Genomic DNA, 11,964 nt, shown 5'->3' with positions numbered 1-11,964 from the left:
ATGACGTGACCGGACTGTATTATTACGGGTATAGGTACTATTCGCCAGAGCTTGGACGGTGGATGAGCAGAGATCCTATTGGCGAAGATGGTGGATTGAATCTGTATGGGTTTGTGGGGAATTCTCCGCTGGTTTATGTGGACCCGTTTGGACAGGAAGGTATCAAACAACAGATGATTGATACGGCCTATGGTGCTGGATCAAAAGTGTATGAAGTAGCTTGGCAAAGTGCTGATTTATTCAATAGAGCGGTTTTCTTCCCTCTTGTGGATTTATTGGCTTTGCCTGATACTGTTTTACAATGTACCTTTGGAGTTACAGAAGATGAGTTGTTAGCCTTTGCCGCACAGTTTCCAACGGCCTATGATGATGTTGTGTTGGGTGTTGTTGTGGGAGGGGCGAAAGTTCCGAGGCTTGCGAGGAAATTTGCTGGATATGCTCCTTTGAAAGGAAAGTATGAAGTCGGCGAATATGATTCGTTGCGAAAAAATGCTGAGTCTGGATTAGATGCCCACCATGTCGGGCAACAAGCTGTAATGAAAGACTATATAGAGAATTACAATCCAAAAAAAGCGCCTTCAATCTTGGTTCCAAAAGTTGGCCATACCATTAAAGACCCTGTAAAAGGAATTGTTTCTCGAACAACTACTGAGGTTGAAAGCGCAAGAGATGTTGTGGCGAGAGATATTCGTGAGTTAAGAAGGGTTTACCCTGACATTCCGAACTCTAAACTGATAGAGTTGATAGAACTAAATAAAAAGAAGTATCCTGAGGTTAAGATTAAACAATGAATCCTGATGATTTTGTAGAAATAATTCGCGGTAAAATACTTGACGAGAATAGTAAAATTTATGCAGACTTATTTGATAAAACCAAAATAGATGAGGTGACAGATAATAATTGGAAGGTGGCATTGGAAGTCTATAACGGGCTTGATGATAGAAGTAAATCGTTATTTCTGTCATTTGTTAGACAGGTAATGACAGATACCTTGTCAAATTTGTTTGCTATTTTGGATGGTAGTGCTTGGCTTGAACAGCAAGAGGACGATTTTGTCTTATCACACACTGGGACAAAGCTAAACGGTGATTTGCAGAACATTTTTTTAGAAAAGGAAGAATAAACCACACACTTTCTACAACGACAAAGGGCAGTTAGTCCGAACAGCCACACCGGGACTGGCTGACACCCTGTACGAGTACGACGAACTGGGCAACAGAACGCGTTCAGGTCTGGATATCGACAGCAGCGGGGTCCTGGAAACCGCCTCAGACGACCGGATCAGCGGCAGCAGCACAGCCTTTCTCCTGGATAACGGTGCGTGGTGGCAGGAACAGGTACAGAGCATCTTTGCCGAATCCGGTTCATCTGCCGAGACAATCACCGGCAAAACCCGGACTCGCCTGACCGGTCTGGGCGCAGGCGGCCTGATTGCCGAAACCGTGAGCACGGACATCCACGACAACGAGACTGTTTCGTTGCGGTATATCAACCGGACCTCACATACAGTTACGGAAATCACAGACTATCCTGATTCGGATACAAATGCGGAGCAGGAAAACATCTACGGCCTGTTGCAATCTTCCACAGATAAATCCGGCATCACGACCACCTTCCAGTACGACGCCCTGGAACGACGTATCGGCGTCACTGATCCCCGCACCGGCCAGAGTATCACTCATTACAACAGCCAGGGGCAGGTTGATTATACAGAAGACGCGGCAGGCAACCGGACAGAGTACAGCTATGATCCGGTCACGGGCAGGAAAACTTCAGTGACCGATGCGGAGAACCGGACGGTCTACTTTCTCTACGACGACCTTGATCGGGTCACCCATACCTGGGGTGCAACAACGCCTGTCCGCTATGAATACGATCAGTACGGCAGAATGGATGCCATGCACAGCTGGCGTAGCGGCGAAGGCTGGGGTTCCCCGACCTGGCCGTCAGCCAATGACGGGCTGGCTGATATTACCCGCTGGCATTACCACGAGGCTTCCGGCCTGCTGGAGTCCAAAGAAGATGCGCAGAATAAGAGTACACAATACACCTATCTGGAAGGCGGCAGACTCCATACCCGTACCTGGGCCAGAACTCCGGCTATCACAACCACCTACAGTTACGATCCCAATACCGGTGAATTGACCGGGATTGATTATTCCGACACCACCCCGGATATCGGATTCACCTACAATCGAACTGGCCAACGCAGTACAGTGACCGATGCCGTCGGGACTCGTACTTTTGCCTATACCCCCGAACTCCAACCGGACACCGAGAGCATCACCGGGCTGATCAGCCGCACCCTCACCCGTTCCTATGAAACCACCGGGGTACCCGGCAGAAACACCGGCTTCAGCACCGACAGCAGCTATGCCGTCACCTACGGCTACGACAATACCGGACGTTTTAACGGTGTTTCCTGGAATGTCGGCACGCACTCCGACAGCGTGACCTACGCCCGTGTCCCTCAATCTCACCTCCTTCAGACGGCATCCTTTGCCTCCGGCGCATCAACTGCGTATACCTTTGAGCCGAACCGCAACCTGCGAACCTCGGTACAGAATCAATACAGTACCGCGACAATTTCACAGTATGACTACACCCATGACAACATAGGCCGCCGCACCTCGGCGACCATGACCGGCGATGTGTTCGAGAATCCCGCTCTGCCTCCGGCACCGGATGAGCTGCTCATGATCGACACCGACACGACCACCTCGGTCGGTTACAGCGCAAATGATCTGAATCAGTATACCTCCGTGGACACGAACGGGTCAGCGGCCAGTCCGGCGTATGATGAAGACGGCAGTCTTACCGACGATGGTACCTTCAGCTATACCTGGAACGGAGAGAACCGACTCATCACGATCACCCCGAAAACACCGGCTGTCGGGGATGAGAAGCTTGAGTTTCTCTATGACTATATGGGCCGACGGGTGCGGAAAGTCACAACCGTTTGGGATGGCTCGACTTGGCAGACTGATGATACCGCTCTGTTTGTCTATAACGGCTGGAATATGATTGAGGAGCTGGATGGAACCGGAGCTGTTACAGCCAGCTATATCCACGGCCTTGATTTGTCGCAAAGCCTTCAGGGTGCTGGCGGTATCGGTGGTATTCTTGCCCGGATTGATCACGGGGTAAACAAATCCCATATTTATTTCTATGATGCTAATGGCAATGTGGGGCAACTTGTTGATTCTTTGGACGGATCTGTTGTCGCTGCTTATGAATATGCTCCCTTCGGAGGATTGGTTTCCGGTATGGGTAATTATGCTGAAGCTAATCCGTTCCGGTTTTCCACGAAATACGCTGATGATGTTGCAGGGTTGTATTATTACGGATATCGGTATTATTCGCCTGAGTTGGGGCGGTGGATGAGTCGGGATCCAATTGGGGAAGATGGTGGAGTGAATCTGTATGGGTTTGTGGGGAATGATGGTGTTAATGGACGGGATTATTTGGGGCAAGAAGGCATTGGAAAAACGCTAAAAAGTTTTGCTCAGAAAACAGGAGTCACAGCATATTCAATTGTTTGGCAAGGCGCAGATACGTTTAATAATGTAATATTCTTTCCACTATTAGATATTCTTGCTTTACCTGATGAATTAATCAAATGCGTTTTTGGGCTTACAGACGATGATCTTTTAGCACTTTCTGCACAAATTCCAGGACAATACGATGAGGTATTTTTCGGTGTTATTATTGGAGGCGGGAAGCTGCCGAGGTTTGCAAGGAAACTCTTGGCTAGGAGAGTAAATAATAAAATTGATTTGTATCATGGAAGTATTGACAACGCTTCGGTAATTAAATCGAAAGGTTTCGATATGAGGAAGAATGCTACCTATACATCGCCTGATTATAAGGCTGCTCAAGACGCTATTGATCATAGGAAGCAAAATTTTCCACATGAGGTTACAGATCCTGATGTTATTAAATCTTCAATCCCGGAATCTGAGTTTAATTCTTTAGAGGAGGGGATTGATTATGTCGTAAGACCTTATGGCGGTTTTTATGGTGCTGATTTAGACTCATCAGAGATATTACTGAAATCAGACAGAGCAAAAGAATTGTATAATAAGTATATAGTTAAATAGAAATATTATTGACTGGGAATAAAAATGAATACACTGCCTGCTATGACTTTTGAAGATCATATTGATCGATTGATAGACTTTGTAACCCAGAGAGATAGTTCGATTAATAACTTTGAATTAAGGTTTTATTATTTACAGGATCTTAAATCAAAGGGAGGACAATTATATATTGAAAAAGATCTTTTATTCACAATTAAAAAATTCAAAAATATATTTATTGGTTTGTGTACAGAAGGTACAGAATGGATAAATATTTCAGCAGTATGTCAATTTTCAGATAATATTTATGGGATCGAATATGATTATTCTGAAAAGAAAAAAAGAGAAAAAACATCTATAAATATATCTGGGCCCAATACTGATATAAAAGGCAAGTTGAAAGGGCTCAATGTAAGGATTGTTTAGAAGAACACCGGCGAACTGACCGGGATTGATTATTCCGATATCACCCCTTATCCACCCATCACTTTTTAAAAGAGCTAAAAACAAGTAGCTGTGCCGCTTGTCTTTGCAGTTGCTTTGACGGAACTTTTCGTTCGCAGTGAAATATTTTTCAATTTCGGGAACTGATTTAGGAATTCTGCGCTCATTTCAAAAATATATTCCAAACAGTCAGCTATAAAACATCCCTGCATCACTCCGAAAAAGTGATGGGTGGTGAGGATATCACCCCGGATATCGGATTTACCTATTACCGTTCCGGCCAGAGGCACACGGTCAGTGATGCGGTCGGCACTCGCACCTTTGCCTATAACACTGCTCTTCAACCGGACAGCGAAAGCATCACAGGACTGATCAGCCGGACGCTTACCCGTTCCTATGAAAATACCGGAGTGATAGGAAGAAACACCGGCTTAAGCACGGACAGCAGCTATGCCGTGACCTACGGATACGATAACACCAGTCGGTTCAACTACAATGTTTTCACATTCAGGAAAAGGTGAAGGGGCCGCAAATCCATCCTTATATTTTGTTCTGCTGTGAACCTGATTTTTCGATAACGCTTTACATTTACCGGTGAAGGGAATATTTTTGCTTTTCAGATAAGAAAAATATAGAATCAATATTGGGATCCCTATAGGTAGATTTCTCTGAAATCATGAATAATTCCAGTGGTATCATAGAGCGCTCTCTCCAAGGTGCCTATACTGCTATTAGAACTGAGCTTAAACCCTTGGGCCAGGAGGTGGTGCCCCTTGTCCAGGCCTTGGGTCGGGTGAATGCAGCAGCTATTTTTGCTGATTACGATAAGCCGTTCTATTCCCAGGCGCTTCGGGATGGCTTTGCCCTTGCTGATCAGCCCTGTGCTCTTGATACTTCTTTTGCTGAGTTTCAGATATGCGGTGAACGAGCTGCTGGTTGCACTGAACAACAGGTGCTTCAGCCGGGGCAGGCGTATAAGATAATGACAGGGGCTATGCTGCCTGAAAAGACCGCACGGGTTGTTCCCTTTGAGGTCTGCCAGGAAGAGGACTCCATGCTATCTGTTCCTGACAGGGAATTGCGTCGGGAAAAGCTATATATTCGTCCGCAAGGGCAGGATATGAAGCAGGGGCAATGTTTGATTGCTGCCGGAACCCGGATCAGCACCGATCATTTGCTTTTTTTGGCTGAGAATGGGGTTCAGCAAATCAATGTGCATAATTGTCCACGGGTGGTTGTTCTTTGTACAGGGAATGAATTGATCAGAGCTGGACAAAAGCCCCTGCCAGGTCAGAAGATTTCCAGTAATGAGATTTTGTTGGCGTCCTTATTAAAAGAGCAAGGATGCACTCTTGTTCGATCAATACGCGTACAGGATGATCTGAACGTTATCATTGAACTGGTGAAGAAGGTACTTGCTCAGGATAAACCGGACCTATTGATAACCACAGGTGGCACAGGTCCGGGTAAATTTGATTTGATGGAGCAGGTGGTTTCTTCTCTTCACGGAAGCCCTTTATATAATCTCCTGAAGATTCGTCCTGGTAAATCCACATTATTTGCCATGATTAATGGAACCCCTCTTTTGGCCCTGCCTGGCCCACCGCCAGCAGTATGTCTTCTTTTTCATGAACTGGTTGTCCCTGGGTTAGACTGTCTTCAAGGTGTTGCAACGACGAAGCAGTTCTTCACAGGCTTGGTAGATGCTGTCCTTGCAGAGTCGATGAAGTTGAGTCGAACTGGCTACCTTGCTTTGAAAGCCGCGAGGGCCACCCTTTGTGATGGGCAGGTCCTGGTGCGGCCTGCAAAGAGACTGGAGCCTATGAATGCGATTATGCATCTTGCCAGCCCGATGGAGAGGAAAAAGCGACAGGTCGGATGCAGAGAGATAAAGAAGAATCAGCGGGTAAAGGTGCGGATTATCAGGCCTCTGGAAATGCCGGAAAGCTGAACACCAGAATGGTGTATTGCATGAAAATTTTTAATCCGTTGCAGATCTGATGAAAAAAAAGAAGCGACAGAGGGTTTGTATATTTGTTTTTCTCTTGGCTGTTGCTGCCATACTTGTTCCTAATATAATAATCAGCAGCTACGGACGCTACTGTTTTGATCGTCTTGAGAAGACACCTCCGGCATACTGTGCTATTCTCTTGGGGACATCTAAATATTTGCGGGGAGGCAACAGGAATTTCTATTATAAATACAGGATAGAAGCGGCAGTTAAACTCTATGCCAGTGGGAAATGCAGAAAGATTATAGTTTCCGGTGATAATGGAACAAAATATTATAATGAGCCGAAAGCAATGAAAGAGGACTTGATCAAGGCCGGGGTACGAAAGGTGGATATTATCAGCGATTATGCCGGGTTTAGAACTCTTGATTCAATTATACGTTTTAAAAAGATTTTTGGCCAGCAGCGGGGGATAGTTGTTTCGCAAAAATTTCATAATGAGCGAGCTGTCTATATCGGCAGAGCCTATGGAATTGAATTGTATGGCTATAATGCGCTGGATGTTGGTATTCGTAGTGGATTGAAAACGCGCTTCCGTGAAATTCTATCCAGGGTTATGTGTGTGTTGGATGTGAAGCTGCTCCACACCAGACCAAGATTTTTAGGGAAAGAGATCACGATCTGAGCCGAACATACCGTCCCTGGAAAGACAATTGACTTTCTCGTTCATCTGCCGTAGATTCCAACCACATCACCGTTCATAACCAATACCGTATCTATGCCTTCTGAGAACAAACTTACCGCAAGCCAGGAAGACTATTTAGAGGCAATCTATCATATTGTCTCTGAAAAAATGGCTGCCCGTGCCAAGGATATTGCTGAATACCTTGCGGTGCGTGCTTCTTCTGTTACAGGGGCACTGCGCATCCTGCGCTCAATGGGGCTGGTTAACTATGCTCCGTATGACCTGATTACCCTGACAGAAGAAGGGTATACTGCTGCTGAGGAGGTTGTCCGACGCCATAGTGCTTTACAGGATTTTTTAGTCAATGTTCTGGGAGTTGATGAACGAGAAGCAGATGAGGCAGCGTGTAAAATGGAACACTCTGTTCCTAAGACTATTGTAGAACGCCTGGTGAAATATGCAGAATATGTGGAAAAATGTCCCAAAGGCGGGATCAGCTGGGAGTCTGGCTTTGGCTACTACTGTAAGCACGGTTGCACAGAAGAGAGTTGCCAGAACTGTGACTGTAAGGAGGAGTGATTTGTTTTGGTGAGAAGGAACGAATAGACCAGTAGATTTGAGAATTCCTGCCTTCTTTTTACTCCCCTTACCCGATTCTGAGCTTTTTTTCTTGTCATAGTTTGTTATTTTTGTGTATGGTGGCTATTCTTGCAAAAATTCGTGTTCGTTTACAGGCAGTTTGCCGGACATCAAAATGAAAATTCAATTTACAGATATTTCTACAGCAGGAAATCATTATACTATTACAGATGATGATTGGCTTGCCCGGACAGATCTCCGGAAAAATACTCCAGTACGTGCGGAGTTGAGGCTCACAAAAAAAAATGACAGACGAGTTGAGGTGTGCGGAAATTTGAATGCCGGATTGCTACTGGCCTGCGATCGCTGCCTTGCTGATTACAGTTTTACTGCTCAGACCACGTTTCATTATATTCTGGATCTAGAAAGTGAAAAGAATGGCCATATTAAGGAAATTGAATGCACAAGGGCCAATCTTGATATCATTCAAGTGGATGAACCTGTGATTGATATTCCAGACCTGCTTCGACAGCAGCTCTACTTGGTGTTGCCTGAGAAAAAAATATGTTCAGCAGGCTGCAAGGGGTTATGTATGCAGTGTGGAATGAATTGGAATACAGGTGAATGCTCCTGTGCTGATGACATGAGTAATTCGCCTTTTGCTGTATTAGCATCACTGAAAAAGGGTTGAGTATACCCCATCCCGCTTTGTGGCGGGATAACAAAACATGAAAATTGGTCGACTGACTCCAAGGAGCCAGCGAGTACTTTTATATAAAAATAATCTGAATATTGATTCAGGAAGATTACAGTTTTTTCCTTCAGGAGGAAGATCATGGCATTACCAAAGAGACGACATTCACATTCACGAACCCGTAAGCGCAGAGCGCATGACTTTTTAACCGCTCCCCATGTAGGCCAATGCCCGGAATGTGGCGAGCCGAAAATGCCACATCAATTATGTTCTGGCTGCGGAACCTATAAAGGGAAAACCTTTTATCAGTTCGGAGACGAACTGGATTAGGAAGATCTGTGAAAATAGCCCTTGATGCAATGGGCGGAGATCAAGGCCCTGAACTCCTGATTGATGGTGCATGTTGCGCTCTCAGGAAAAACAAGGAGCTTTCCATAATTCTCCTCGGGCCTGAAGATCTGCTGAAAAAACAGGTTGAGCAATGCGCTGATTTGGGCAGCCTTGCTCAACGAGTGTTTATTGAGCATGCTCCTGAGACAGTCGCTATGGAAGAGTCCCCTGTGGTGGCTATCCGCAAGAAAAAGAACTCAACCATAATGCGTGGTTTTGATCTGGTAAAAAATGGGCAAGCAGACGCTGTGGTGTCTGCAGGCCATTCCGGTGCCACAATGGCGGCAGCTATACGTAAACTTGGGCGCCTGGAAGGGGTCTCCCGTCCAGGTATTGCCAGTCTGTTTCCGACCTGTAAGGCCCCGGTTATGCTGATGGATATTGGTGCCAATGTGGATTGTCGGCCTCAACATCTCCTCCAGTTTGCTATCATGGCCTCTTCCTGTTATGCTCTTCTGCAAAATAGAAAAAATCCTCGTGTGGGCTTGCTCAGTATTGGTTCTGAACCTGGGAAAGGCAATGCCTTAATCAAGGAAACCCATGAACTGCTCAGCCAGAGTAAACTTAATTTTGCAGGCAATGTCGAAGGACGTGATGTTTATAGCGGCGATCTTGACGTTGTAGTCTGTGATGGTTTTGTCGGTAATATCTCCCTTAAAATCAGTGAGGGTTTAGCTGAGGCAGCCATGCAGATGCTGAAGGATGAAATCATGAAATCCCTTCAGGCGAAAATAGGCTATCTGCTTATTCGTAAGGCCTTTGCTGCTTTTCGGAAACGGGTGGATTATGCGGAATATGGAGGAGCGCCATTACTTGGGATTAATGGAATCGGTATTATCTGTCACGGTTCATCATCATCAGTCGCCATCTGTAATGCTATTGGTGAGGCTGCTAAATTGGTAGAAAATAAAGTGAATGATTCCATTGTTCAATCTTTACATCAGTATGTTACAGCGTAGTTGTTGAGAGGAAATATTTATGCACCGTGCTGTTGTCCTTGGAACTGGTTCCTGTTTGCCTCGTCGGGTGCTGACAAATGATGACCTAGAACAGATGGTGGATACTTCGGATGAATGGATTAGTGCTCGTACAGGGATTCGTACCCGACGTATTGCCGGTACAGGTGAACAGAATTATCAACTGGCATCCCAGGCAGCAGAAAAAGCCTTGGCTGCCGCCAAGGTCAGTGCGGAAGAGATTGACCTGATTGCTGTTGCTACTCTGACACCCCATATGATGATGCCTTCCTGTGCCTGCTTTGTTCAGGCCGAGATTGGGGCGAAAAAGGCTTTTGCCTTTGATTTGAATGCAGCCTGTTCAGGTTTTTTGTATGGTCTTGATATGGCCGATAAATATATCGTTGCAAATCCAGCGATGAAGGTTTTGCTTATCGGTTCTGAAACCTTATCTGCCCGGATAAACTGGGAGGATCGTAACACCTGTATCCTCTTTGGTGACGGAGCCGGAGCCTGTGTGCTCACCGGAGCAGCTGAGCGTGGAATTGTGGATTGCAATCTGTATTCTGACGGCAGTCTCTGGAAGTTGCTGTACATGGACAGTCCGGCCAGCCGTAATCCAGACCTTCTCATTGAGGAGCGTAATGGCTGTTTCATGCAGATGACTGGACGTGATGTCTTTAAGCATGCTGTTCGGGCCATGGAAAACGCTGTTCTTGATCTGCTTGATCGCCAGCAGGTTTCAATCAATGAGGTCTCATTAGTCATTCCCCATCAGGCAAACATAAGAATTCTCAATAAATTAACAGAACGGCTCGGTGTTGATCAGGAAAAGGTATTCATAAACGTCGACAAATATGGTAATACTTCCGCAGCAAGCATTCCTATTGCCCTTGATGAAGCCAACAGGCAAAAACGCCTTGAACAGGGTGATCTTGTGCTGTTCTGTTCCTTTGGGGGTGGGTTTACCTGGGGTTCTTTACTTATGCGCTGGTAATTGCCGGGTAATGGGAGAAAAAGGAGAAAAAAGGTGGATTATTTTCTGACAGAAGAACAACAAATGATCAAGGATACTGCTCGTGAGCTTTCCGAAGAAAAGATCATTCCCAAGCGCGCAGAGCTTGATGAAAAAAATGAATTTGCAGCTGATATCCTGAAGGATATAGCAAAAGCAGATTTGTTTTCCATTTTTGTTCCAGAGGAATATGGTGGTTTGGGTGGAGGCTGTTTAGAATCGGTTTTGGCTCTGGAGGAATTGGCTCGGGGCTGCGTAGGTGTGGCCACCAGTTTTGCTGCTAACGGACTGGGTATCCTGCCTGTGTTAATTGGCGGCAGTAAAGAAATGAAAGAAAAATATCTTCCCTCTTTAGCCGAGGGATCACGCTGGGCTGCTTTTGGTTTAACTGAGGCCGGTGCGGGATCTGATGCTGCTGGTGTTAAAACGACCGCTGTGCTTGACGGTGACGAATGGGTTTTGAATGGTACTAAACAGTGGATCACCAATGGCGGCGAAGCGCAAATCTATACGATTCTTGCCTTGACCAACCCGGAAAAAGGTGTTCGCGGGGCCTCGCTTTTTGTTGTTGAAGACGGAGATCCTGGTTTTTCCTACGGCAAAAAAGAAGATAAGATGGGCATTCGGGCATCAGCCACTCGTGAGTTGATCATGAAAGACTGTCGTATTCCCAAAGATCGTTTGATCGGGCGCAAGGGAACCGGCTTTATCACGGTTATGAAGACCCTGGATGTCTCACGTCCCGGTATAGCTTCTCTTGGTGTTGGTTTGGGGCAGGCTGCCCTTGATGAGGCGGCGGTCTATGCCAAGCAGCGGGTTCAGTTTGATAAACCGATTATTAGTTTTCAGGCTGTCCAGCATATGTTGGCAGATATGGCGATTCAGGTCGAGGCGGCCAGAAGTTTAGTCTATGGTACAGCCAAGCATATTGATACCCATCCCAAGGACATGAGTAAGGGATCAGCCATGTGTAAGGTTTTTGCCACGGATATGGCGATGAAGGTGACCACGGATGCGGTGCAGGTCATGGGCGGCTACGGGTATATGAAGGAGTATCCCGTGGAGAAAATGATGCGTGATGCCAAGATCCTCCAGATTTATGAGGGAACCAATCAGATTCAGCGCAATGTGATCGGGCAGGAACTCAACAAAGAATACGCTTGAATTTGAG

The 11,964-nt window shown here is 46.1% G+C and carries 14 protein-coding genes; 13 read left to right on the top strand and 1 reads right to left on the bottom strand.

What is annotated here, in order from left to right:
• A partial coding sequence (locus L2082_RS07800; protein WP_446011594.1) for an RHS repeat-associated core domain-containing protein occupies nucleotides 1-791 on the top strand: 791 nt, incomplete at its 5' end.
• Nucleotides 788-1,123 (top strand): hypothetical protein, encoded by a 336-nt coding sequence (locus tag L2082_RS07795; RefSeq protein WP_446011593.1) that lies wholly within the window; start codon nucleotides 788-790, stop codon nucleotides 1,121-1,123. The genes L2082_RS07800 and L2082_RS07795, both read left to right, overlap by 4 nt.
• A gap of 12 nt (nucleotides 1,124-1,135) precedes the next feature.
• Here the strand turns inward: L2082_RS07795 and L2082_RS07790 are convergent, their stop codons facing one another.
• Nucleotides 1,136-1,450 (bottom strand): hypothetical protein, encoded by a 315-nt coding sequence (locus L2082_RS07790; protein WP_446011592.1) that lies wholly within the window; start codon nucleotides 1,448-1,450, stop codon nucleotides 1,136-1,138.
• Between L2082_RS07790 and L2082_RS07785 the strand changes: the two genes are divergently transcribed.
• From L2082_RS07785 to L2082_RS07735, 11 genes are all read left to right on the top strand, one after another.
• A complete protein-coding gene (locus tag L2082_RS07785; RefSeq protein WP_446011591.1) occupies nucleotides 1,443-4,100 on the top strand; it encodes an RHS repeat-associated core domain-containing protein in 2,658 nt (885 codons plus the stop codon). The genes L2082_RS07790 and L2082_RS07785 overlap by 8 nt on opposite strands.
• Before the next feature lie 24 nt (nucleotides 4,101-4,124).
• A complete protein-coding gene (locus tag L2082_RS07780; protein ID WP_446010352.1) occupies nucleotides 4,125-4,505 on the top strand; it encodes a hypothetical protein in 381 nt (126 codons plus the stop codon).
• A 245-nt stretch (nucleotides 4,506-4,750) separates the two neighbouring features.
• Complete coding sequence (locus L2082_RS07775; RefSeq protein WP_446010353.1) at nucleotides 4,751-5,044, top strand: hypothetical protein; 294 nt, start codon at nucleotides 4,751-4,753, stop codon at nucleotides 5,042-5,044.
• Nucleotides 5,045-5,199: 155 nt separating this feature from the next.
• Nucleotides 5,200-6,474 carry a molybdopterin molybdotransferase MoeA gene (locus L2082_RS07770; protein WP_446010354.1) on the top strand — a complete coding sequence of 425 codons (1,275 nt, stop codon included), beginning with the start codon at nucleotides 5,200-5,202 and terminating at the stop codon, nucleotides 6,472-6,474.
• Between the two features lie 49 nt (nucleotides 6,475-6,523).
• The gene (locus tag L2082_RS07765; RefSeq protein ID WP_446010355.1) at nucleotides 6,524-7,159 is read left to right on the top strand and encodes a SanA/YdcF family protein; all 636 of its coding nucleotides are present in this window, start codon (nucleotides 6,524-6,526) and stop codon (nucleotides 7,157-7,159) included.
• Between the two features lie 93 nt (nucleotides 7,160-7,252).
• Nucleotides 7,253-7,738, top strand: coding sequence for a metal-dependent transcriptional regulator (locus L2082_RS07760; RefSeq protein ID WP_446010356.1), 486 nt, complete (start codon nucleotides 7,253-7,255; stop codon nucleotides 7,736-7,738).
• A gap of 175 nt (nucleotides 7,739-7,913) precedes the next feature.
• A complete protein-coding gene (locus L2082_RS07755) occupies nucleotides 7,914-8,429 on the top strand; it encodes a YceD family protein (protein WP_446010357.1) in 516 nt (171 codons plus the stop codon).
• Nucleotides 8,430-8,573: 144 nt separating this feature from the next.
• A complete protein-coding gene (gene rpmF / locus L2082_RS07750) occupies nucleotides 8,574-8,762 on the top strand; it encodes a 50S ribosomal protein L32 (protein ID WP_446010358.1) in 189 nt (62 codons plus the stop codon).
• Nucleotides 8,763-8,770: 8 nt separating this feature from the next.
• Nucleotides 8,771-9,781, top strand: coding sequence for a phosphate acyltransferase PlsX (gene plsX / locus L2082_RS07745; protein WP_446010359.1), 1,011 nt, complete (start codon nucleotides 8,771-8,773; stop codon nucleotides 9,779-9,781).
• A 19-nt stretch (nucleotides 9,782-9,800) separates the two neighbouring features.
• Nucleotides 9,801-10,775, top strand: a complete 975-nt coding sequence (locus L2082_RS07740; protein WP_446011590.1) for a beta-ketoacyl-ACP synthase III — start codon at nucleotides 9,801-9,803, stop codon at nucleotides 10,773-10,775.
• Between the two features lie 33 nt (nucleotides 10,776-10,808).
• The gene (locus tag L2082_RS07735) at nucleotides 10,809-11,957 is read left to right on the top strand and encodes an acyl-CoA dehydrogenase family protein (protein WP_446008535.1); all 1,149 of its coding nucleotides are present in this window, start codon (nucleotides 10,809-10,811) and stop codon (nucleotides 11,955-11,957) included.
• Nucleotides 11,958-11,964 lie beyond the last annotated feature (7 nt).

It is taken from the genome of Candidatus Electrothrix sp., assembly GCF_052785085.1.
This window is presented reverse-complemented; position numbering and strand designations above follow the sequence as displayed.

Excerpts from the sequence above, each read along its gene's own strand:
- L2082_RS07795 (WP_446011593.1), top strand. The coding sequence starts at position 788 with ATGAATCCTGATGATTTTGTAGAAATAATTCGCGGTAAAATACTTGAC.
- L2082_RS07780 (WP_446010352.1), top strand. The coding sequence starts at position 4,125 with ATGAATACACTGCCTGCTATGACTTTTGAAGATCATATTGATCGATTG.
- L2082_RS07775 (WP_446010353.1), top strand. The coding sequence starts at position 4,751 with ATGGGTGGTGAGGATATCACCCCGGATATCGGATTTACCTATTACCGT.
- L2082_RS07770 (WP_446010354.1), top strand. The coding sequence starts at position 5,200 with ATGAATAATTCCAGTGGTATCATAGAGCGCTCTCTCCAAGGTGCCTAT.
- L2082_RS07765 (WP_446010355.1), top strand. The coding sequence starts at position 6,524 with ATGAAAAAAAAGAAGCGACAGAGGGTTTGTATATTTGTTTTTCTCTTG.
- L2082_RS07760 (WP_446010356.1), top strand. The coding sequence starts at position 7,253 with ATGCCTTCTGAGAACAAACTTACCGCAAGCCAGGAAGACTATTTAGAG.
- L2082_RS07755 (WP_446010357.1), top strand. The coding sequence starts at position 7,914 with ATGAAAATTCAATTTACAGATATTTCTACAGCAGGAAATCATTATACT.
- rpmF (WP_446010358.1), top strand. The coding sequence starts at position 8,574 with ATGGCATTACCAAAGAGACGACATTCACATTCACGAACCCGTAAGCGC.
- L2082_RS07740 (WP_446011590.1), top strand. The coding sequence starts at position 9,801 with ATGCACCGTGCTGTTGTCCTTGGAACTGGTTCCTGTTTGCCTCGTCGG.